At 66.7% G+C, this 21,776-nt stretch carries 20 protein-coding genes, 2 tRNA genes and 1 pseudogene; 14 read left to right on the top strand and 9 right to left on the bottom strand.

Going from position 1 to position 21,776, the window contains the following annotated elements; genetic code table 11:
* Positions 1–4: 4 nt before the first annotated feature.
* Positions 5–262 carry a hypothetical protein gene (locus tag P0M04_RS02825; RefSeq protein WP_259448858.1) on the bottom strand — a complete coding sequence of 86 codons (258 nt, stop codon included), beginning with the start codon at positions 260–262 and terminating at the stop codon, positions 5–7.
* A 196-nt stretch (positions 263–458) separates the two neighbouring features.
* Here P0M04_RS02825 and P0M04_RS02820 point away from each other — a divergent pair, with 196 nt between their 5' ends.
* From P0M04_RS02820 to P0M04_RS02790, 7 genes are all read left to right on the top strand, one after another.
* Positions 459–1,100: an ANTAR domain-containing response regulator gene (locus P0M04_RS02820; protein WP_259448859.1), complete on the top strand. Its 642-nt coding sequence runs from the start codon at positions 459–461 to the stop codon at positions 1,098–1,100.
* Between the two features lie 12 nt (positions 1,101–1,112).
* On the top strand, positions 1,113–2,291 hold the full coding sequence (locus P0M04_RS02815) for a CmpA/NrtA family ABC transporter substrate-binding protein (RefSeq protein WP_259448860.1): 1,179 nt from the start codon (positions 1,113–1,115) through the stop codon (positions 2,289–2,291).
* Between the two features lie 272 nt (positions 2,292–2,563).
* The gene (locus P0M04_RS02810; RefSeq protein ID WP_259448861.1) at positions 2,564–3,859 is read left to right on the top strand and encodes an MFS transporter; all 1,296 of its coding nucleotides are present in this window, start codon (positions 2,564–2,566) and stop codon (positions 3,857–3,859) included.
* A gap of 36 nt (positions 3,860–3,895) precedes the next feature.
* Complete coding sequence (nirB, locus tag P0M04_RS02805) at positions 3,896–6,433, top strand: nitrite reductase large subunit NirB (protein ID WP_259448862.1); 2,538 nt, start codon at positions 3,896–3,898, stop codon at positions 6,431–6,433.
* 27 nt (positions 6,434–6,460) lie between these two features.
* The gene (gene nirD / locus P0M04_RS02800) at positions 6,461–6,808 is read left to right on the top strand and encodes a nitrite reductase small subunit NirD (protein ID WP_075794842.1); all 348 of its coding nucleotides are present in this window, start codon (positions 6,461–6,463) and stop codon (positions 6,806–6,808) included.
* Positions 6,809–8,014: an NAD(P)/FAD-dependent oxidoreductase gene (locus P0M04_RS02795; protein ID WP_259448863.1), complete on the top strand. Its 1,206-nt coding sequence runs from the start codon at positions 6,809–6,811 to the stop codon at positions 8,012–8,014. It begins immediately after the preceding gene.
* Positions 8,015–8,027: 13 nt separating this feature from the next.
* Positions 8,028–10,724 (top strand): nitrate reductase, encoded by a 2,697-nt coding sequence (locus P0M04_RS02790; RefSeq protein WP_259448864.1) that lies wholly within the window; start codon positions 8,028–8,030, stop codon positions 10,722–10,724.
* Between the two features lie 99 nt (positions 10,725–10,823).
* Here the strand turns inward: P0M04_RS02790 and P0M04_RS02785 are convergent, their stop codons facing one another.
* Complete coding sequence (locus P0M04_RS02785) at positions 10,824–11,774, bottom strand: LysR family transcriptional regulator (RefSeq protein ID WP_259448865.1); 951 nt, start codon at positions 11,772–11,774, stop codon at positions 10,824–10,826.
* A gap of 99 nt (positions 11,775–11,873) precedes the next feature.
* Between P0M04_RS02785 and P0M04_RS02780 the strand changes: the two genes are divergently transcribed.
* Positions 11,874–13,088, top strand: a complete 1,215-nt coding sequence (locus P0M04_RS02780) for an MFS transporter (RefSeq protein ID WP_259448866.1) — start codon at positions 11,874–11,876, stop codon at positions 13,086–13,088.
* 122 nt (positions 13,089–13,210) lie between these two features.
* On the opposite strand, the gene P0M04_RS02775 is transcribed toward P0M04_RS02780, so the two are convergent.
* Positions 13,211–14,110 carry a LysR family transcriptional regulator gene (locus P0M04_RS02775; RefSeq protein WP_259448867.1) on the bottom strand — a complete coding sequence of 300 codons (900 nt, stop codon included), beginning with the start codon at positions 14,108–14,110 and terminating at the stop codon, positions 13,211–13,213.
* Positions 14,111–14,187: 77 nt separating this feature from the next.
* Between P0M04_RS02775 and P0M04_RS02770 the strand changes: the two genes are divergently transcribed.
* Positions 14,188–14,847: a glutathione S-transferase family protein gene (locus P0M04_RS02770; RefSeq protein ID WP_259448868.1), complete on the top strand. Its 660-nt coding sequence runs from the start codon at positions 14,188–14,190 to the stop codon at positions 14,845–14,847.
* On the opposite strand, the gene aroQ is transcribed toward P0M04_RS02770, so the two are convergent.
* From aroQ to ispB, 5 genes and pseudogenes are all read right to left on the bottom strand, one after another.
* Positions 14,848–15,264 carry a gamma subclass chorismate mutase AroQ gene (aroQ, locus tag P0M04_RS32845; RefSeq protein WP_259449148.1) on the bottom strand — a complete coding sequence of 139 codons (417 nt, stop codon included), beginning with the start codon at positions 15,262–15,264 and terminating at the stop codon, positions 14,848–14,850. It lies immediately after the preceding gene.
* Positions 15,265–15,318: 54 nt separating this feature from the next.
* Positions 15,319–16,086, bottom strand: a pseudogene (locus P0M04_RS32840) (transporter substrate-binding domain-containing protein); the annotation flags it as partial.
* Positions 16,087–16,182: 96 nt separating this feature from the next.
* A tRNA-Pro gene (locus P0M04_RS02760) sits at positions 16,183–16,259 on the bottom strand.
* Positions 16,260–16,293: 34 nt separating this feature from the next.
* Positions 16,294–16,370, bottom strand: a tRNA-Pro gene (locus P0M04_RS02755).
* 52 nt (positions 16,371–16,422) lie between these two features.
* The gene (ispB, locus tag P0M04_RS02750; protein ID WP_307727105.1) at positions 16,423–17,412 is read right to left on the bottom strand and encodes an octaprenyl diphosphate synthase; all 990 of its coding nucleotides are present in this window, start codon (positions 17,410–17,412) and stop codon (positions 16,423–16,425) included.
* A gap of 241 nt (positions 17,413–17,653) precedes the next feature.
* On the opposite strand from ispB, the gene rplU reads away from it, so the two are divergent.
* The 5 genes from rplU to proB all read left to right on the top strand — a co-directional run bounded on the left by rplU (position 17,654) and on the right by proB (position 21,151).
* Positions 17,654–17,965: a 50S ribosomal protein L21 gene (gene rplU / locus P0M04_RS02745; protein WP_036230184.1), complete on the top strand. Its 312-nt coding sequence runs from the start codon at positions 17,654–17,656 to the stop codon at positions 17,963–17,965.
* A gap of 39 nt (positions 17,966–18,004) precedes the next feature.
* The gene (gene rpmA / locus P0M04_RS02740) at positions 18,005–18,277 is read left to right on the top strand and encodes a 50S ribosomal protein L27 (protein ID WP_259448869.1); all 273 of its coding nucleotides are present in this window, start codon (positions 18,005–18,007) and stop codon (positions 18,275–18,277) included.
* A 201-nt stretch (positions 18,278–18,478) separates the two neighbouring features.
* On the top strand, positions 18,479–19,591 hold the full coding sequence (cgtA, locus tag P0M04_RS02735) for an Obg family GTPase CgtA (protein WP_259448870.1): 1,113 nt from the start codon (positions 18,479–18,481) through the stop codon (positions 19,589–19,591).
* A 4-nt stretch (positions 19,592–19,595) separates the two neighbouring features.
* Positions 19,596–20,036 carry a hypothetical protein gene (locus P0M04_RS02730; RefSeq protein WP_259448871.1) on the top strand — a complete coding sequence of 147 codons (441 nt, stop codon included), beginning with the start codon at positions 19,596–19,598 and terminating at the stop codon, positions 20,034–20,036.
* Positions 20,033–21,151 carry a glutamate 5-kinase gene (gene proB, locus P0M04_RS02725; protein ID WP_259448872.1) on the top strand — a complete coding sequence of 373 codons (1,119 nt, stop codon included), beginning with the start codon at positions 20,033–20,035 and terminating at the stop codon, positions 21,149–21,151. The genes P0M04_RS02730 and proB overlap by 4 nt, the downstream gene beginning before the upstream one ends.
* Positions 21,152–21,333: 182 nt before the next feature.
* On the opposite strand, the gene P0M04_RS02720 is transcribed toward proB, so the two are convergent.
* Positions 21,334–21,726, bottom strand: coding sequence for a VOC family protein (locus tag P0M04_RS02720; protein ID WP_259448873.1), 393 nt, complete (start codon positions 21,724–21,726; stop codon positions 21,334–21,336).
* Positions 21,727–21,776 lie beyond the last annotated feature (50 nt).

Raw genomic sequence — 21,776 nt, 5'->3', positions numbered from 1 at the left:
TTGATTAATTGTTCGGCGTTTCGCGGACGGCTTCCGGTGCCAGCGCGGCTGCGCAGAACGGGCCCAGGATGATGATGCCGGCTTGCTGCTGCATCTTGCGGCGGGCCAGGGCGCCACTGCCCGGTTGGGCGGCGTCCGGGACGATCAGGCCGCCGTGCGCTTCGTACAGTTCGATCGCAAACTTGCGGATCTTGCCCAAGGTGTCGGCAATGTGCTGGCGCAGCGTCTTGTTCTGCGCCTGGGTGATCGTTGCGGTGTTCATGGTCATCTCCGGTAAGAAATCTGTCGTGTTGCGATGCAGTATAGGGACAACCACGTCATAAATGAACTTTTGATTTGTGATGCTTCCTATGTGTTTCGTGAATATTTTCTGTGCGACAACTAATGTTGATCCGCACCCTGAAATTCGGAACATGAATATCTGAGTGGCTGGCCCGGAACTTGCATATCCAAAGGGCATGAAACCGCCGTCCAAGGTCCAGCGCACCCTGCGCATCGTCGTCGTCAACACCGCGTCCAGCGAGGCCGCGGATGCCGCCGCGCTCGCCGCGCAGGCAAGGCGCAACACGGCACTGCGCATCGGTCTGCTGGAATCGGGCTACGACATCGTCGCCTCGCTCCCCGCCGACATCTTCCTGCCCGAGCGGATCGCCCAGATCCAGCCGGACATGATCATCATCGACAGCGAATCGGACGCGCGCGACGTCCTCGAACATATCGTGATCGCCACGCGCGACGAGCCGCGGCCCATCGTCCTGTTCACGGACGACCAGACGCCGTCCAGCATGGATGCCGCGATCGAGGCGGGCGTCAGCGCGTACATCGTGGACGGGCTGCAGGCCGAGCGCGTGAAACCGGTGCTGGACGTGGCCATGAAGCGCTTCCACCGCGAGCAGAAGCTGCTGGACGAGCTGTCCGACACGCGCCGCCAGCTCGCCGACCGCAAGCTGATCGAACGGGCCAAGGGCGTGCTCATGGCGCGCAACCGGCTGACGGAGGAAGAGGCCTACCAGCGGCTGCGCAGCATGGCGATGAACAAGAAGCTCAAGCTGGCCGAAGTCGCCCAGCGCATCCTCGACGTCGAGGATCTATTAGGCTAAACAAAGGATACGATGGCTCACGCATTCATCGCCGGCTCGGACCGGCCGGAAAAGACCGTGATCAGGGCCGGCTTCATGCCCCTGACGGATTGCGCGTCCCTCGTCATGGCGTCCGTGCTCGGGCTGGACGACAAATACGGCATCAAGCTCGAACTCGCGCGCCAGCATTCGTGGTCGGGCATGCGCGACCGCCTGTTGCAGGGCGAGATCGATGCGGCGCACGTGCTCTATGGCTTGCTGTACGGCGTGGAGAACGGCATCGGCACGGCACCCACGCGGATGGCCGTGCTGATGAATCTGTCACGGAATGGCCAGGCCATTACCCTGTCGCGCGCACTGGCCAGCCAGGGCGTGACGGATCTCGGTACCTTGGCCGCCGCCATGCGCAGGGGGACCCGCCGCTTCACGTTCGCGCACACGTTCCCGACCGGGAACCACGCGATGCTTCTCTATTACTGGCTGGCGGCGGGCGGCATCGATCCCGTGCGCGACGCCCAGGTCGTGACAGTTCCGCCCAGCCAGATGGCCGTGAACCTGGCGGCCGGCCACATGGACGGCTTTTGCGCGGGCGAACCGTGGAGCGCCCGCGCCCAGCTGGACGGCAGCGGCTTCACCGTCGCGACGAGCCAGGACATCTGGCCCGACCACCCCGGCAAGGCGCTCGGCGCGACGGCTGCCTTCGTCGACGCGAATCCGCACGCGTGCCGCTCGCTGATCGCGGCCGTGCTGGAAGCGGGGCGCTGGCTCGACGCGTCGGAAGAGAACCGGGACGCGGCGGCCGAGGTCCTGGCCAGTCCCGCCTACGTGAACGCGGACCGCCGGGCCATCGCCGCGCGCCTGCATGGTGAATATGACAATGGCCTGGGACGGCGCTGGATCGATCCCGACCCCGTGCGTTTCCACGACGACGGCGAGGCGAATTTCCCGTACCTGTCCGACGCGATGTGGTTCATGACCCAGCACCGGCGCTGGGGCCTGCTGCGCGACAACGTCGATTATGCGGTCGTGGCCGGCCGCGTGAACCGCGTGGGCCTGTACCGCGAGGCGGCCGTGCTGGCCGGCGTGCCGGCGTCGTCCACCCTGATGCGCCGCTCCGTGCTCATGGACGGCAAGGTCTGGGATGGTTCCGACCCGGACACGTATATCTCATCCTTTCCCATCCGCCGCGAATATTGCGCTACGTCTAGCTGATGCTTCATTTACGTGCGTCATAAGCGTGCATGGTGCACTGCAATGAAGCGTGCAAGGCCCGGTAAATACGGTCTCCCCCCTGAAAACCATCTGGCACGGGTCTTGCAAATACGGAGGTAAAGGATCAACGGCGATCCCTGAGTAAAAAGCGCCGGTCCAACGAGGGACCGGCAACAGGACAACGGCGTCCGCTGCACCCGCTTGAACGATTTCTGGAATCGTCTTCGCGGCCAGGCAGCGGGCGCCTTTTCGTTTTCAAGAAGGGAATAATAATGGCCGGCAAAGCAAACAGTATCAAGCTATTCTCCTTTGATACGCCCCAGATGCGCGCGTTCCACCTGACCTGGGTGGCCTTCTTCGTCTGCTTCTTCGCCTGGTTCGCCTGCGCACCGCTGATGCCGGTGATCAAGGGCGAGTTCCATTTGTCGGTCAGCCAGATCGCCGACATCAACATCGCGGCCGTCGCCATCACCATCATCGTGCGCCTGATCATCGGCCCGCTGTGCGACCGCTTCGGTCCGCGCAAGGCCTACACCGGCCTGCTGGCGCTGGGCGCGATCCCCGTGCTGGGCGTCGCCATGGCCCAGAGCTATGAAAGCTTCCTGCTGTTCCGCCTCGGCATCGGTGCCGTCGGCGCCAGCTTCGTGATCACCCAGTATCACACCTCCGTCATGTTCGGCCCGAAGGTCGTCGGCACCGCCAACGCGGCATCGGCCGGCTGGGGCAACAGCGGCGGCGGCGTCGCGCAGGCCACGATGCCGCTGATCATGGGCGCCATGATCATGCTGGGCGTGAGCGAGACGATGGGCTGGCGTGCCGCCCTGGTCGTGCCGGGCGTGATGATGCTCATCATGGCCGTCGTCTACTACAAGTTCACCCAGGATTGCCCGGAAGGTAACTTCACCGAACTGCGCGCCGCCGGCGTGCCGTTCGAAGCGGGCGGCAAGGGCGGCTGGGCGAGCTTCTTCGAAGCCTGCCGCAACTACCGCGCCTGGCTGCTGTTCATCACCTACGGCGCCTGCTTCGGCATCGAACTGTTCATCCACAACGTGGCCGCCACCTATTACGTCGACCACTTCGGCCTGTCGCTGAAACAGGCCGGCATGGCCGCCGGCAGCTTCGGCCTGCTGGCCCTGTTCGCCCGTGCCCTGGGCGGCTGGATCTCGGACAAGGTCGCGGCCCGCGGCGATTTGAACAGCCGCGTGAACCTGCTGTTCGTGCTGATGCTGGGCGAGGGCCTCGGCCTGCTGTGGTTCTCGCAGACGACCAGCGTCACGCTGGCCATCGTCGCCATGCTCGCCTTCGGCCTGTGCACCCACATGGCGTGCGGCTCGACCTACGCACTGGTGCCGTTCGTGAATCCGAAAGCGCTGGGCGGCGTGGCCGGCATCGTCGGCGCGGGCGGCAACGTCGGCGCCGTGCTGGCCGGCTTCCTGATGAAGGGCACCGGCGACGTGCGCCAGACCCTCCTGATCCTCGGCGGTGCCGTGCTCGTCTCGGCGCTGTGCGCGATCGGCGTGCGCTTCACGCTGACCGTACCCGAAACGCCGGCACCCGCTGCCGCCTGAATTTAATACAAGTCGTCGCATTCCAGGAGTCGCAACATGAAACTGATCGTCATCGGCCACGGCATGGTGGGCCATAAATTCCTCGAAACCCTGTTCGCGGAAGCCAAGCAGGATGCCCATTTCCACGTCACCGTGCTGTGCGAAGAACCGCGCCCGGCCTACGACCGCGTGCACCTGTCCGCGTTCTTCTCGGGCACGACGGCCGACCAGCTGTCGCTCGTCGCCCCGGGCTTCTTCGAGCAGCACGCCGGCCAGGTCGACCTGAAGCTGAACGCGAAGGCCGTCGCCGTCGACCGCGATGCGAAAACCGTCACGCTGGCCGATGGCGCAGTGCTCTCCTACGACAAGCTGGTGTTCGCGACGGGTTCCTACCCGTTCGTGCCGCCGGTCCCGGGCAAGGAGCGCGACGACATCTTCGTCTACCGCACCATCGAAGACCTGGAAAAGATGACGGAATGCGGCGCCCGTTCGAAATCCGGCGTCGTCGTCGGCGGCGGCCTGCTGGGCCTCGAATGCGCCAAGGCGCTGCGCGACATGAACCTGGACACGCACGTCGTGGAATTCGCGCCGCGCCTGATGGCCGTGCAGGTCGACGACCTCGGTGGCCGCGTGCTGCGCAGGAAGATCGAAGAACTGGGCGTCAACGTCCACACGCAGAAGAACACGCTGCAGATCGTCGCCGGCGAGTCGGCCACGCACCGCATGGAATTCGCGGACGGCAGCTTTCTCGAAGCGGACATGATCGTGTTCTCGGCCGGCATCCGCCCGCGCGACGAACTGGCCAAGGCCGCCGGCCTGGCATTGGGCCCGCGCGGCGGCATCGCCATCGACGACGCCTGCCTCGCATCCGACCCGCACATCTACGCCATCGGCGAGTGCGCCTCGTGGGGCGGCCAGACGTTCGGCCTCGTGGCACCGGGTTACGAAATGGCCCGCATCGTCGCACGCGCGCTGATCGGCCAGGAAGCCGCCTTCGCCGGCGCCGACATGAGCACCAAGCTGAAGCTGATGGGCGTGGATGTCGCGTCGATCGGCGACGCGCACGGCAACACGCCGGGCGCACGCAGCTTCCAGTTCACGGACGAGCGCAAGCAGGTCTATAAAAAGATCGTCGTGTCCGACTGCGGCAAGAAGCTGCTGGGCGCCGTGCTGATCGGCGATGCGGCCGAATACGGCAGCCTGCTGCAGATGATGCTGAACGATATGGAACTGCCGGAATCGCCGGAATTCCTGATCCTGCCGCAGCTCGAGGGCGGCGCCCGTCCGGCGCTGGGCGTCGATGCGCTGCCCGCGGCCGCGCAGGTCTGCTCGTGCAATGCCGTCACCAAGGGCACCATCGCCGACGCGGTGGCCGGCGGCGCGTGCGACATCGGCGCGATCAAGTCGTGCACGAATGCGGGCACGTCGTGCGGCGGCTGCGTGCCGCTCGTCACGCAGATCATGAAGTCCGAGATGGCGAAGGCCGGCATGGCCGTCAACAACCACCTGTGCGAACACTTCCCGTACTCGCGCCAGGAACTGCACCACCTGATCCGCGTGGGCGGCATCAAGAGCTTCGGCGAACTGCTGCACAAGCACGGCACGGGTCTGGGCTGCGACATCTGCAAGCCGGTGGCTGCCAACATCCTCGCGTCGACGTGGAACGACTTCGTGCTGAAGCCCGAGCACGCGAGCCTGCAGGATTCGAACGACTACTTCCTCGGCAACATCCAGAAGGACGGCACGTATTCCGTCGTCCCGCGCATGCCGGGCGGCGAAGTGACGCCGGACGGCCTGATCGCCGTGGGCGCGGTCGCGAAGAAATACGGCCTGTACACCAAGATCACGGGCGGCCAGCGCGTCGACCTGTTCGGCGCCCGCGTGGACCAGCTGCCGGCGATCTGGGAAGAGCTGATCGCGGCCGGCTTCGAATCCGGCCACGCCTACGGCAAGTCGCTGCGCACGGTGAAATCGTGCGTGGGCTCGACGTGGTGCCGCTACGGCGTGGGCGATTCCGTCGGCTTCGCGATCGCGCTGGAAAACCGCTACAAGGGCCTGCGCGCGCCGCACAAGATCAAGTTCGGCGTGTCCGGCTGCACCCGCGAGTGCGCCGAAGCGCAGGGCAAGGACGTGGGCCTGATCGCCACCGAGAAGGGCTGGAACCTGTACGTATGCGGCAACGGCGGCATGAAGCCCCGTCACGCGGAACTGATCGCATCGGACCTGGATGAAGCGACCGTCGTGAAGCTGGTCGACCGCTTCCTGATGTTCTACGTGCGCACCGCCGACCGCCTGCAGCGCACCAGCACGTGGCGCGAGAACCTGGAAGGCGGCCTGGATTACCTGAAGCAGGTCGTCATCGACGACAAGCTGGGCATCGCCGCCGAACTGGAAGCCGACATGCAGCGCGTGGTCGACACGTATGCCGACGAGTGGAAGAACGCCGTCGAAGACCCGGCCGTGCGCCAGCGCTTCCGCAGCTTCGTCAACACCGACGGCACGGACGACAACATCGTGTTCATGCCGGAACGCGGCCAGATCCGTCCGGCCACGATCGAAGAACGCCGCCGCACCATTCCGATTGCCGTCGCCTGATTTATTGACCCGAACAAGGAGAACACCATGCATCGCGATATCCAACTGAATCAGTGGAATGCCGTCTGCTCGCTCGACCAGATCGTCCCCGACACGGGCGTCGCCGCCCTGCTGAACGGGCGCCAGGTGGCCGTGTTTCGCGTGGGCGCCGAGTCGCCGCGCCTGTTCGCCATCGATAACTACGATCCGAACTCGGACGCCGCCGTGCTGTCGCGCGGCCTGGTCGGCAGCATCGGCGAGCGCGTCGTCGTCGCGTCGCCGATCTACAAGCAGCACTTCGACCTGCAGACCGGCGAATGCCTGGAAGCGCCGCACCACTCGGTGTCGAGCTACCCGGTGCGCGTCGAAGACGGCAAGGTCTGGGTGGGTGCGTAAATGAAGACCCATCCGCGCCTGGTCGTCATCGGCAACGGCATGGCGGGCATGCGCACGGTCGAGGAGCTGCTGAAGCTCGCGCCCGACATGTACCGCATCACCGTGTTCGGCGCGGAGCCGCACGGGAATTACAACCGCATCCTGCTGTCGCCCGTGCTGGCGGGCGAAAAGACCGTCGACGACATCATGCTCAACACGCGTGAATGGTACGACGCCAACGGCATCACGCTGCACGCGGGCGACCCGGTCGTGCGCATCGACCGCAAGAAGCGCGTCGTGCACGCCGCGTCCGGTCTCGCGGTGCCGTACGACCGCCTGCTGATCGCCACCGGTTCGAAGCCGTTCATCGTGCCGGTGCCGGGCCACCAGCTGCCGGGCGTGATCGGTTTTCGCGACATCAGCGACGTCGACACGATGCTGGAAGCCGCGCGCGCGGGCGGGAAGGCCGTCGTCATCGGCGGCGGCCTGCTCGGCCTGGAAGCGGCCAACGGCCTGCTGCGGCAGGGGATGGAAGTCGCCGTCGTGCACGTGATGGGCAGCCTGATGAACCAGCAGCTCGACCCACCCGCCGCGGAACTGCTGCGCGCCAGCCTGGAACAGCGCGGCCTGCGCATCCTCTTGAACCGCCAGACCGTCGCCATCGAGGGCGAGGACCGTGTGCGTACCGTGCGCTTCGAGGATGGCGAGACCGTGGACGCCGATCTCGTCGTGATGGCGGCCGGCGTGCGTCCGAACGTCGAGCTGGCGAAAGCCGCCGGGCTGCACTGCGAGCGCGCGATCGTCGTCGACGACACGCTGCAGACCTACGACCCGCGCGTGTACGCCGTCGGCGAATGCGTGCAGCACCGCCGCGCCACGTTCGGCCTCGTGGCGCCGATCTGGGACCAGGCACGCGTCGCCGCCGCCCACCTCGCTGGGTCCGGCCACCGCCGCTACGTGCAGCAGGCCACCGCGACGAAGCTGAAGGTGACGGGCGTGGACCTGTACTCGGCCGGCGACATCGTGGGCGGCGAGGGCAGCGAAGACCTCGTGCTGCGCGACCGCCGCGGCGGCATCTACAAACGCCTCGTCGTCGCGGGCAACCGCCTGACGGGCGCCGTGTTGTACGGGGACGTCGCGGACGGTCCCTGGTACTTCGACCTGATTCAACAGCGGACGGACATCTCGTCCATCCGCGACCAGTTGCTGTTCGGCCGAGCGGCCTGACGAGGAGTTGCACATGAAGTTGTCCGCCATCCCCACCACTGTTAAAACGACGTGCCCGTATTGCGGCGTCGGCTGCGGCGTCAACGCCCAGGTCGGGCAGGACGGCGCAGTTGCGATCGCGGGCGACGCGGCGCACCCTGCCAGCCAGGGCCGCCTGTGCGTAAAAGGTTCCGCACTGGGCGAGACGCTGGGCAACCGCGGCCGCCTGCTCGCGCCGATGCTGCGTGAAGAGGGCACGCTGCGCGAAGCGTCGTGGGACGAGGCGCTGGACAAGGTCGCAGCCGGCTTCGCGCGCGTGATCGCGGAGCACGGTCCGGAGGCCGTCGCGCTGTACGTCTCCGGCCAGCTGCTGACCGAGGACTACTACGTCGCCAACAAGTTCATGAAGGGCTATGTCGGCAGCGCGAACATCGACACGAACTCGCGCCTCTGCATGTCGTCGGCCGTGGCCGGCCACAAGCGCGCATTCGGCGAAGACATCGTGCCGGGCTGCTATGAAGACTTCGAACAGGCCGACCTGATCGTGCTCGTCGGCTCGAACGCCGCCTGGTGCCACCCGACCTTGTACCAGCGCATCGCGCGCGCGAAGCAGGAGCGTCCGGAGCTCAAGATCGTCGTCGTCGACCCGCGCCGCACGGCCACGTGCGACATCGCCGACCTGCACCTGCCCGTGAAGCCGGGCACGGACGTATGGCTGTTCGACGGCCTGCTGGGCCACCTGGCCGCGCACGCGGCGGACGACAGCTTCATCGAAGGCCACACGACGGGCGTGGCCGATGCACTGGACGCGGCCGGCAAGGCGGGCTCGCTGGCAGAAGTGGCGAAAGCCTGCCGCCTCGACCCGCGCGACCTGGAGCGCTTCTACGACCTGTTCTCCAACACGGAGAGGGTCGTGACGGCGTTCACGATGGGCGTGAACCAATCGACCGCCGGCGCCGACAAGGTCAATGCGATCATCAACTGCCACCTGATCACGGGCCGCATCGGCCGCCCGGGGATGGGGCCGTTCTCGCTGACCGGCCAGCCGAACGCGATGGGCGGACGCGAAGTGGGCGGCCTCGCGAACATGCTGGCCGCGCACATGGACCTCGACGATGCCGCGCAACGCGCCGCGCTGCAGGAATTCTGGGGCTCGCCGCACGTCGCCGCCAAGCCCGGCCTGAAAGCCGTCGACCTGTTCCGCGCCATTGAGGACGGCAAAGTCAAGGCCGTGTGGATCATGGCGACGAACCCGCTCGTGAGCCTGCCCGATGCCGATCAGGCCCGGCGCGCGCTCGAAAAATGCGAGCTGGTCGTGGCGAGCGACATCGTGCTCGGCACCGACACGAACGAGGCGGCCCACGTACTGCTGCCGGCCCTCGGCTGGGGCGAGAAGGATGGCACCGTCACCAATTCCGAGCGCTGCATCTCGCGCCAGCGCGCGTTCCTGTCCGCGCCGGGCAGCGCCCGCGCCGACTGGGACATCATGTGCGACGTCGCCCGCCGCATGGGTTTCAAAGGCTTCGATTTCCAATCCGCGCACGAGATCTTCGACGAGCACGCGCGCCTGTCCGCGTGGAAGAACGGCACCGACGGCCAGCGCCGCCGCCTGTTCGACATCGGAGGCCTGTCCGGCATGACGCGCGCCGACTACGATGCGCTCGATCCCGTCCAGTGGCCGGTGCGTACGCCGGGCGAGCGCACGGAACGCCTGTTCGGCGACGGCCGCTTCGCGCACGGCGACGGCCGCGCGCGCTTCGTGCCGACCGTGCCCCGCGCGCCGGCGCACCTGCCGGGCGGCGAATATCCGCTCGTGCTGAACACGGGCCGCGTGCGCGACCAGTGGCACACGATGACGCGCACGGGCCGCTCGCAGAAACTGGCGGAGCACATCCCGGAACCGTACATCGACATGCACCCGCAGGATGCGCTGCTGTGCGGCGTGAAGGCGGGCGAGCTCGCGCGCGTGACGAGCGACTGGGGCGCCGTCGTGGCACGCGTGCAGCACGGCGGCGGCATCGCGCGCGGCAGCGTGTTCATGCCGATCCACTGGAGCGGCCAGACCGCGTCGGATGCGCGCGTGGGCACCGTCGTCAACCCGGCCGTCGACCCGGTGTCGGGCGAGCCGGAATTCAAGCACACGCCCGTGCGCATCGAACCGTTCGGCGTCACGTGGTTCGGCTTCATCCTGTCGCGCACGGAACTGCCGCTGCGCGAGGCGGCCAACTGGACGCGCGTGCAGGGCAAGGACTTCGTCCGCTACGAACTGGCGGGCCGCAAGCCGTTCGCCGCCGCGCACGACTGGGCGCGCCGGCTGCTGGACGTGCACGACGACGACGCGGACTGGATCGAGGTCGAGGACAAGAACGGCGGCATGTACCGCGCCGTGCACCTCGTCGACGGCCGCATCGAGGCGTGCCTGTTTGTCGCGCAGCGCACCGACCTGCCGGCCCGCACGTGGCTCGCCAGCATGTTCGACAAGGAGCAGCTGGAGCCGGCCGACCGCCTCAGCCTCCTGGCGGGCCGCGCGAAAGAGCCGGGCATCGATCCCGGACCGACCGTGTGCTCGTGCTTCGGCGTGGGGCGCAAGACGATCGAGATCGCGATCCGCGAGAATAATCTGTGCGACGCGGCGGCTGTCACGGCATGCACGAAGGCGGGCGGCAATTGCGGGTCGTGCATTCCGGAGATTCGATCGTTGTTGGCTGAGGCGCAAGTCGCGGAAGCCTGATTACGTCGTCCCCGCGAAGGCGGGGACCCAAGTTCTGCTTACATTACGATAACGCGTGCAAATTGGGTTCCCGCCTGCGCGGGAACGACGGTTTTAGGGCTAACGGCCCTTTGGCGCCACCACCCCGTACGCCTGCGGCACCGCCACCCGCATGATGTCGATGAAGCGCCGCAGCCGGGCCGGATAGAAGCGCGCCGGCGGATAGATCAGCCAGATCGGCAGCGGCGACGCCTGCCATTCCGGCACGAGCTGCACGAGCCGGCCCGCGTCCAGTTCCTCGCGCAGCGCCCAGCGCGAACCCAGCGCCGCGCCCACGCCCAGCGCGGCGGCGCTGCGCATCGCATACAGGTTGTCCGTATAGATGCGCGGCCGGACGGCCACCCGCACCGTGTCGCCGCTCTGCGCATGCGTCAAGGTCACCTCGTCGCGATAGAAATGGCTGACGGCGATCCAGGGCAGCGCCCCGAGATCGTCCGGATGGGCGGGCAGGGCGCGTCCCTGGAACAGCGCGGGTGACCCGATGACGATGCGCGGCACGTCGCCGAGCCGGATCGCCACCACCGACGGATCGGGAATCTCGCCCACGCGGATCGCGCAATCGATGCCCTCGCCGATGAAGTCGGGCGTGCGGTCGTGCAGGGTCCAGTCCACCGTCATGCGCGGATAGCGCGCCAGGTATTCCGCCAGCGGCGCGACCAGCTGCTGCTGGCCGAACGCGTGCGGCGCCACGACGCGCAGCATCCCGACCGGTTCGTCCACGGCGCCCCGGATCTCGCTCTCGAATTCCTGCCATCCCGCGATGAGCTCCTTGGCGCGCGCATAGCAGCGCATGCCGTCGTCCGTCAGCTTCATCGCGTGCGTGGACCGCTGCAGCAGGCGCACGCCCAGCGATTTCTCCAATGCCTTCAGGCGCCGGCTGATCGTCGGCTGCGTCGTCGCGAGTGCCCGCGCTGCGGCGGACAGGCTGCCGGCATCCACGATGCGGACGAAGGTTTCGACCAGCATCATACGGTCGGCAGATGGATTGATCGTCGAAAAGTCTGTACTCATACGTCTATCGTATAACAGTTCGACGTCCGCCGGTGCTACACGGCCATGTTTCGCTTCTCCATAATGCACTGCAACAACTCACCCACCATGGAGTCCAACATGAGCATCGCACACACGACGGCGACTGTCATACCGATCCGCACGAGGCTGACCTCGCCTCTGATCTTCCTGCTGGCCGCGAGCACCGGCCTGTCCGTCGCCGCCCTCTACTACAGCCAGCCCACGCTGGGCGTGCTGGCCACCGACCTGCATGCGAGCAACCAGGCCGTCGGCTGGATCCCGACGTTGACGCAGTTCGGCTACGCCCTCGGCCTGCTGTTCCTCGCGCCGCTGGGCGACCGTTTCGACCGCCGCACCATCATCGTCGTGAAATCGCTGATGCTGGCCATGGCGCTGCTGGCCATCGCCGCCGCGCCGAGCCTCGCCGTGCTGCTGGGTGCGAGCCTCGCCGTCGGCCTGCTGGCCACCGTCGCCCAGGACATCGTCCCGGCCGCCGCGACCCTGGCGCCGGCCGCGCACCGCGGCCGCATCGTCGGTACCGTCATGACCGGGCTGCTGCTGGGCATCCTGCTGTCGCGCGTCGTGGGCGGCCTGGTGGCGGAAGCCCTCGGCTGGCGTGCCGTGTTCGGCGGCGCGGCCGTCGTCGCGGCCTTCACGACGGCGATCCTCGCCCGCGGGCTGCCGAGTTTCAGGCCGACGAGCACCAGCCCGTATCCGGTCCTGCTGGGCTCGCTGTTCGCGCTGTGGAAAGAACACCGCGCGCTGCGCCTCGCCGCCATGGCCCAGGGTCTGCTGTCGATCGGTTTCTCGGCGTTCTGGTCGACCCTGGCCGTCATGCTGCACGGCGCCCCGTTCCACCTGGGTTCGGCCGCCGCCGGTTCGTTCGGCCTGGCCGGTGCTGTCGGCGCGCTGGCCGCGCCGTTCGCCGGCCGCCTGGCCGACCGCCGCGGTCCGCAGTTCGTGACCCGCCTCGGCGCCGGCCTGAGCGTCGCCTCGTTCGGGATCATGCTCGCCATGCCGCACCTGTCGACCGGCGCGCAGCTGGTGCTGCTGGCCCTGGCCACCGTCGGCTTCGACCTGGGCGTGCAGGCGACCATGATCGCCCACCAGACCATCGTCTACGGCATCGCACCCGAAGCCCGCAGCCGGCTGAACGCGATCTTCATGACCACGATGTTCGTCGGCATGGCAGCGGGCGGCGCGCTCGGTGCCCAGGCGTTGGCCGCATGGGGCTGGAACGGCATCGTGCTGCTCGCCGTCGTTTCGAGCCTGGCCGCGCTGGCGGTGCGGATCCGGGCGTCGTCGGAGAACTGACAGACTCAGGAATGACCAGCGCCAGGCCACGGCAACGCGGCCTGGCGCTGTGCTTTTCCAGGCCGAGATGCACGCGCCTGCTGCATCAGGGCCGGCGGGTTCGAGACCGCGCAGCCGTAAGGCTATTCGGGAAGCAGGCGGATTTCCTGCGCCAGGTGCTGCAGCACCGTCGCCACCCGCCTGAGATGACGGCTTTCCGGGTGCGAGAGCAGCCACAGTTGGGTGACGCATTCATCGATTTCGGGACCGATCTGGCGCAAGTCGGCGCGCGGCGCCGCGAGGAACAGCGGCAGCAGCGCGACGCCCAGGCCGAGCGCGACGCACTCCGCCGCCGACAGGATGCTGCTCACCCGGTACGCCGGCGTAATCTTCGGAAAATGCCGGCGCCGCCACAGCACCGACGGATGGTCGGGTAACGCATCGTCCGGTGCGATCCATGCCACGCCGCGCTCGATCGCGTCCTCGAGCGAGCGCAGCCGGCTCTTGCGCGAGGCAAACAGTGCGACCCGGATCGGTCCGAGGTTCCGGCCCACCAGGTGCTCGGGCGGTGCGCGCGTCGCGCGGATGGCGATGTCGGCGTCGCGCCGGCCCAGGTTGACGGGCGCGTTGCTGGCGTCGAGGTCGAACTCCAGCAGCGGATGGCGTTCGCGCAGCGCCTTGAGCGACGGCGCCACCAGCCCGTGCAGGATGGTGTCCGTCGTGGTGATGCGCACCTGTCCGGAGACCTGGTCCGGCCGGATCTGCAGCAGCGAACGCGCTGCCTCCAGCTCGCTTTCCTGGCGTTCCGCATGGCGCGCCAGGTTCAAGGCGAGTTCGCCCGGCAGATAGCCGGAGCGCGTGCGCTCGAACAGCGCCTGGCCCAGGCCGCGCTCGATGCGCTGCAGGTTGCGGAAGACCGTCGAGCCGTCGACGCCGAGACGTTCCCCGGCCTGTGCGAGGGTACCCGCGCGGACCAGCGCGAGCACGGTCTCCAGGTCGGCGCTGCCGATGCGATAGGGTGGCGATTGCGTTTTTGCAGTCATGGTTTGCAGATGCGCGTATTCCCATTGTAATCACGCAATCATAGACTGCGCTCTCCCACCCATCAAGGAGAGCCGTCATGAACCCATCGTTCGTTCTCGTCAGCCACGCCCTGTGCCCGTACGTGCAGCGCGCCGCCATTGTCCTGTACGAGAAGGGTGTGCCGTTCGAGCGGCGCGACGTCGACCTGGCGGACAAGCCGGATTGGTTTCTGCGCGTGTCCCTGCTCGGCAAGACGCCGGTGCTGCTGGCCGGCGGCGAGGCTATCTTCGAGTCCGCCGTGATCTGCGAATACCTCGACGAGACCGTGGCGCCGCGCCTGCATCCGCTTGAGCCGCTGCAACGAGCGCGCCACCGGGGCTGGATGGAATTCGGCTCGGCGCTGCTGAACGCCATCGCGGTGTTTTATAACGCGCCCGACGAAGCGGCCCTGCTGCGCGCAGCCGACGACATCCACCGGCGCTTCCGGCAGGTGGAACAGGTGCTGCACGCGCCGCCCTGGTTCGACGGCGCGCGCTTCTGCATCGTCGATGCCGTGTTTGCGCCGGTGTTCCGCTATCTCGACGTGTTCGAGCGCATCGGCGACTTCGGCATGCTGACCGGACTCGCCAGGTTGCAGGCGTGGCGCGCGGCGTTGGCGCTGCGGCCGTCGGTCCAGGCGGCGGTCAGCCAGCGCTATCCGGAATTGTTGACGGCATTCCTGGCGCGGCGCGGATCGGCGCTCAGTCTGCGCATGTAGTCAGTCGGGAGACAGGAACGGCGCCAATGCCTGCTCGGCCGCGGCCCGGTTGAGGGCGCGCGCCTGCAGCGGATGCATGGCGACGGCGACGTCGGCCTTGCGGTTGCTGTCGTGCAGCACGGCCTGATTGTCGGCCATGGCGCGCAGCAGTTGCGTGGTGAGGCGGTCCAGCCTGGGGCGGATGGTTTGGGCGAGATCGGGCGCGTCGTCGAAATGGCCGGCGTCCTCTGCCTGCCAGCGGTGGTAGAGCGCGCGCTGCACGGTCTTGGAGGCTTCGATCTGCGCCCGGAACACGCTGCGCACCCACGCCTCCGGCAAGCCCAGCGAGGCACCCTGGCGCACTGCCGCGGCGATGACGAGTTCTTCGCGCGGCAGGTCTTCGATGGGCGTCTTCGTATTCCACTTGGCGCGCGCCACATCCTGCGCCAGCAGCAGGCGTTCGTCGATGGCCTGGCGCAATGGCTCCAGCCCCCAAGGGAACGCCAGCCAGCGGTCCAGGCGCTGTTGCACGTCGCCGTTGTCCAGGCGCTGCTGCAGCCAGTGGTCGACATACGCCTTCAGCGCCTTGTCGCGCGGCAGCAGGATCGCCTTGTCCGTCATGTCGAACGGCGCGTCCGGATGCACCGCGCACAGCTGCGGATGCAGGCGCTGCTGCAAACGGGTTTCGATGGCGTCGGTCATCATCAGGTCGGCCGCGCCGCTGACGATCTGGCCGAAGATGGTCACATTGTCCGGATACACGGTCAGCTGCGCGCGCGGCGCCCGGGCGCGGGCGAAGCGTTCGTTAGTGCCGCCCGGATTGACGATCAGCCTTACGTCCGGCCGGTCGATCTGCGCCAGCGTCTGGAAGCGTGCGACGTTTTCGCAGCGCGTGATCGGCGTCTTGCCATCGTGCAGATAGGGCACCGAAAACAGCGCTTGCCGTTGCCGCTCGGCCGTCACCGACACGCCGCTCAGTGCGAGATCGAACTTGTCCGCGCCCAGGTCGGCCATCAGCGTCGGCCAGCTGGTCGGCACCAGTTGCAACTGCACGCCGAGCGCCTGCGCCAGCTCGCCGGCCAGCTCGACATCCATGCCGATGAATTCGCCACTCGCGGGCCGGTAGCTGAAGGGCTTGTAGTCGCCGGTACTGCCTACGCGCAGCACGCCGCGCGCGGCGATGTCGTCCAGGCGGTCGGCCTGCGCCGGGGCCGCTGCCAGCAGGCCTGCAAAAACGCCATACAAGATTGCTGCGCGCATGAGTTCCCTTTGTCTGTCGGTAGCGGCCGGAGCGTAGGGGACGAGACGATGCCTGTCAAGAAGACTGGAGCAGCGGAAGGAAATGACTGGGGAGGGTGGTCGGGGTGAGAGGATTCGAACCTCCGGCCTCTACGTCCCGAACGTAGCGCTCTACCGGGCTAAGCTACACCCCGACTGGTATGGATACTGCTGAGGGAGAAAAACAGATGGTCGGGGTGAGAGGATTCGAACCTCCGGCCTCTACGTCCCGAACGTAGCGCTCTACCGGGCTAAGCTACACCCCGACTGTTTGAGACTTCGTCGCCGAAATCTCGGGAAGGCATTACTATAGTTGCCTCAATGGTTTCTGTCAACAGCGAAGGTGCATAACTGCAGGAGGCTGTCCTTGTATTCGCTCGGCGGCAAATCGGCGATCGCGGCGGCCGCGCGGCGTGCCGCGGTCTCCGCTTCGCGGCGCGTGAAGTCCAGCGCGCCGCTGCTCGAGACAGCCGCCAGCACCGCGTCGAAATGGGTTTCGTCGCCCTGTTCGATGCAGGTGCGGATCAGTTCGCGCTGCTCCGGCGTGCCGTTTTCCATCACGTAGATCAGCGGCAAGGTCGGCTTGCCTTCGCGCAGGTCGTCGCCCACGTTCTTGCCGATCTCGGCGGCGTCGCCCGCGTAGTCGAGCACGTCGTCGATCAGCTGGAAGGCCGTGCCCAGCGAGCGGCCGTATTCGCCGGCCGCTTCGATCTGCGCGTCGTTCGCGCCGGCGACGAGGGCGCCCAGTTGCGCGGCCGCCTCGAACAGCTTGGCCGTTTTCGAACGGATCACGCGCAGATAGCTTTCCTGCGTGACATCCGGATCGTGCATGTTCAGGAGTTGCAGCACTTCGCCTTCCGCGATGACGGTCGTGGCGCGCGACAGGATCTGCATGATGCGCATGTTGTCCAGGCTCGTCATCATCTCGAACGACCGCGAGTACAGGTAGTCGCCGACCAGCACCGACGCGGCGTTGCCGAACATGGCGTTTGCCGTCTGGCGGCCGCGGCGCATCGAGGATTCGTCGACGACGTCGTCGTGCAGCAGGGTAGCGGTGTGGATGAATTCCACGACGGCCGCCAGCTCGTGGTGGCCGGCGCCCTTGTAGCCGTAGGCATTCGCCAGCAGCAGCACCAGCACGGGACGGATCCGCTTGCCGCCGGCACTGATGATGTACTCGGCGATCTGGTTCACCAGCGCGACTTCGGACTGCAACCGCTCGCGGATCACCGTGTTGACGGCCTCCATGTCTGCTGCGATCGTGCGGGTGATGGGGTTCTGTTGTGCGGTTTGGGTGGCGGCGGACAAGGCGGACCTGCTGACGTTGGATGCGGATAGGTTTTGTTGAGTCGCGATTATACGACATGCAAGGAAAAGGCGCCCTTTTTCCCAGTGGCGCCAGAGGCCAGCCCGCGAGGCCTGCCGCGCCACCACAACCGTTTTGACGCTGCGCACCATTCCATGTATAATCCTCTGTTCCCGAATCCCCGGCTGTTTACCTCGCCTAGATGCAGGGAATATTTCTTAACAATCAATGAGGTTTCAAATCATGTACGCGGTCATAAAAACCGGTGGCAAGCAATACAAAGTTGTCGCTGGCGAAAAACTCAAAGTAGAACAGATACCGGCAGACATTGGTTCCGAACTCACTATCGATCAGGTTCTCGCCGTCGGCGAGGGCGAGAGCATCAAGTTTGGTGCTCCGCTGGTGGAAGGTGCTTCGGTTCGCGTGACTGTTGTTTCGCATGGTCGTCACGACAAAGTGCGCATTTTCAAAATGCGTCGTCGTAAGCACTACCAGAAGCGTCAAGGCCATCGCCAGAACTACACCGAAATCCAAGTGGTTGCGATCAACGGCTAATTGCCGCGCGTCCCTATTCAGTCATCAAGGAGCATCTAAATGGCACACAAAAAAGGCGGCGGTACTACCCGCAACGGCCGTGACTCAGAAAGCAAACGCCTCGGCGTGAAAGTCTACGGCGGCCAGGCGATCAACGCCGGCGGCATCATCGTGCGTCAGCGCGGTACCCAGGTTCGTCCGGGCACCAACGTTGGCCTGGGCAAGGATCACACCCTGTTCGCCCTGATCGATGGCACGGTCAAGTTCGTCAAGCAAGGCGTCGGTTCGAAGCAGTACGTGACCGTCGTTGCTGCTGAAGCAGTCGCTGCTTAATTGCGGCATCAGCGGGGCCACGGTGCCCCGCTCGGTAAGGCGTCCAAGCCTTGCAATCGATAGGCTCTGCCCTCCGGTAGGGCCTTTTTAATTTTCGGCGTTGTCACCGTTAAGTGCGGAACGTTCCGCGGCCGTTCGTCTATCATGGACGCCTGGTCCGCTTTTAACAGTGACACAGCCTTTCGTTTTGGTGGTCTCATCATGAAGTTTATCGACGAAGCACGCATCGAAGTCATCGCCGGCGACGGCGGCAACGGCTGCGCCTCGTTCCGCCGCGAGAAATTCCGCCCGTTCGGCGGTCCGGACGGCGGCGACGGCGGCCGCGGCGGCTCGATCTACGCAGTCGCCGACCGCAACGTCAACACGCTGGTCGACTTCCGCTTTTCCAAGGTCCACACGGCGCGCAACGGCGAGCCGGGCCGCGGTTCCGATTGCTACGGCAAGGGCGCGGAAGACGTCTACCTGCGCATGCCGGTCGGCACCCTGATCGTCGACGACGTCACCGGCGAGATCATCGCCGACCTGACGGAGCACGAACAGGTCGAGCTGCTGGCCAAGGGCGGCGAGGGCGGCTGGGGCAACATCCACTTCAAGACGTCGACCAACCGCGCGCCGCGCCAGAAGACGGACGGCAAGGACGGCGAACGCCGCGAGCTGCGCCTCGAACTGAAGGTGCTGGCCGACGTGGGCCTGCTGGGCATGCCGAACGCCGGCAAGTCGACGTTCATCACGGCCGTGTCGAACGCGCGTCCGAAGATCGCGGATTATCCGTTCACGACCCTGCACCCGAACCTCGGCGTCGTGCGCGTGTCGCATGCGAAGAGCTTCGTCATCGCCGACATTCCGGGCCTGATCGAAGGCGCGGCGGAAGGCGCCGGCCTCGGGCACCAGTTCCTGCGCCACCTGAGCCGCACGGGCCTGCTGCTGCACATCGTCGACCTCGCCCCGATGGACGGCAAGACCGACCCGGTCAAGGAAGCCAAGGCGCTCGTGAAGGAACTCGAGAAGTACGACGAGGAACTCGTGAACAAGCCGCGCTGGCTCGTGCTGAACAAGCTGGACGTCGTGCCGGAAGACGAGCGCAAGAAGGTCGTCAAGGACTTCATCAAGCGCATGGCCTGGAAGGGCCCCGTCTTCGAGATCTCGGCGCTGAACCGCGAAGGCTGCGAAGACCTCGTGCACGCGATCTACAGGCATCTCGAAGAGACGCGCCACAGCGAGCAGCGCTCGGAGGAGACGCAGATGACCGAGGAAGCGCGCGGCATCTCGTCGATCGATCCGGACGATCCCCGCTTCAAGATCCTCGAAGATTAAGTCGTTGGCAGTCACCATCGTCCAGACCGCAAGCAGCAACTGGCGCGCGCGCCTGCGCGGCCAGCTGCTGTCGGTCGCGGCGTCCGCCCATTCGCTGGCCGCGCTCGCGGCCCTGCTGGATCCGGACCGCGTGGCGGATGCGATGGGACTGTTCCCCGTGGGCGTGAACGGCTACAGCCAGTTCTATGCCCTCTACGTCGGAGTGCGCCTCGCCACCGCGGGGCTGGCTCTGCTGGCGGCCAGGCAGGGCGACCAGCCCATCCTCGGCGACCTCGCAGCATTATTCATCCTGGCGCAGCCGCTTGGCCGCCTCGTCGCGGCCTTCGCGATCGGCCTGCCCCAGGGCTTATTGTTCGTCGTCAGCGGGATCGAGCTGGCGGTCGGCCTGGCGCTGATCGGCCTGCGCCCGCAAGGACGCTTCCTGTCAATCCGACCGTCGCCATGAAATCCGTCCTCCAGTCTTCCAGCCGCATCATCGTCAAAGTCGGCTCCTCGCTCGTCACCAACGAAGGCCGCGGCCTCGATCACGAGGCCATCGCGCGCTGGGCCGCGCAGATCTCGTCCCTCCGTTCGCTCGGCAAGGAAGTCGTGCTCGTGTCCTCGGGCGCCATCGCCGAAGGCATGCTGCGCCTCGGTTTTACGTCGCGCCCGACCGACATCCACGAACTGCAGGCCTGCGCCGCATGCGGCCAGATGGGCCTCGCGCAGATCTACGAGACGAGCTTCCGCAGCCACGGCGTGAAAACGGCGCAGGTGCTGCTCACGCACGCCGACCTGGCCGACCGCGAACGCTACCTGAACGCGCGCTCCACGCTGACCACGTTGCTGCGTCTCGGCGTCGTCCCGATCATCAACGAGAACGACACTGTCGTCACGGACGAGATCAAGTTCGGCGACAACGACACCCTGGGCGCGCTCGTCGCCAACCTGATCGAGGCGGATGCCCTCGTGATCCTGACCGACCAGAAGGGCCTGTACTCGGCCGATCCGCGCAAGGACCCGTCCGCGCGCCTGATCGAGGAAGCCCAGGCCGGCGACACGTCGCTGGAAGCGATGGCCGGCGGCGCGGGCAGCAGCATCGGCCGCGGCGGCATGCTGACGAAGGTACTGGCTGCCAAGCGCGCGGCGCGCTCCGGTGCGCACACCGTGATCGCGTGGGGCCGCGAAGACAACGTCCTGACGCGCCTCGCACACGGCGAAGCGATCGGCACGCAGCTGACGGCACCGACCGCGCGCCTGACCGCGCGCCGCCAGTGGATGATCGACCACCTGCACACGGCCGGCCAGCTCGTGCTGGATGCCGGCGCCGTGCAGAAGCTGGTGAAAGAAGGTAAATCGCTGCTGCCGATCGGCGTGACGGCCGTGCGCGGCGAATTCGGCCGCGGCGCCCTCGTGGGCTGCGTGGACGAAGCGGGCAACGAGATCGCGCGTGGTCTCACCAACTACACGAGCGGCGAAGTCAAACGCATCATGCGTCATTCTTCCAGCGAGATCGAAGCCATTCTCGGCTACGTCGAGGCGCCCGAGCTGGTTCACCGCGACAACCTGGTCCTGATCTGATTCAGCGCGCCTGGCTGGCCAGCAGCATGCGCACGCCCGCATATGCGAACACGCCGGCCAGCACGGCGTTCACCCAGCGCCCGCCGGCCCGGTAGGCGCGCACAGCCCCCAGCACAACGAACCGCAGACGACGCCGATCGCGAAAGCGCTGCAGGCAAGGAGTGCAGACAAGTGTCGTCCTTTCAGGCCGGATCGTGGCACACCACGCACAACTTGTTGCCGTCCGGGTCGCGCACGTACGCGCCGTAGTAATGCTCGTGGTAGTGGGGACGCAGGCCCGGCGCGCCGTCGCCGCTGCCGCCGTGCGCCAGCGCGATGTCGTAAGCCGCATCGACGGCCGCGCGGTCGCGGGCGAGCAGGGCCGTCATCTGGCCGTTGCCGGTTGCGTGCGGCTGGCCATCGTACGGGGCGCCGATGAGGAACAGGGGCCGCGGCTGACCGGGGTTTTGCCAGCCGGCCCACGGACGCGACCGGTCGCAAAAGCGCGCTTCCAGGCCCAGCGCCGCCAGCAGCGGCCCATAGAACGCGAGCGCCCGGTCGAAATCGCGGACGCCGATGAAGACATGGGAAAACATCGTCGCCTCACGGTGAAAAAGATGACAAATCGTTACAATAAAGCCAAAAC

It is taken from the genome of Telluria mixta (genome assembly GCF_029223865.1).
In the GTDB taxonomy this organism is placed as follows: domain Bacteria; phylum Pseudomonadota; class Gammaproteobacteria; order Burkholderiales; family Burkholderiaceae_D; genus Telluria; species Telluria mixta.
The sequence above is the reverse complement of the archived record's forward strand: the minus strand, read 5'-3'. Positions and strand labels throughout refer to the sequence as shown.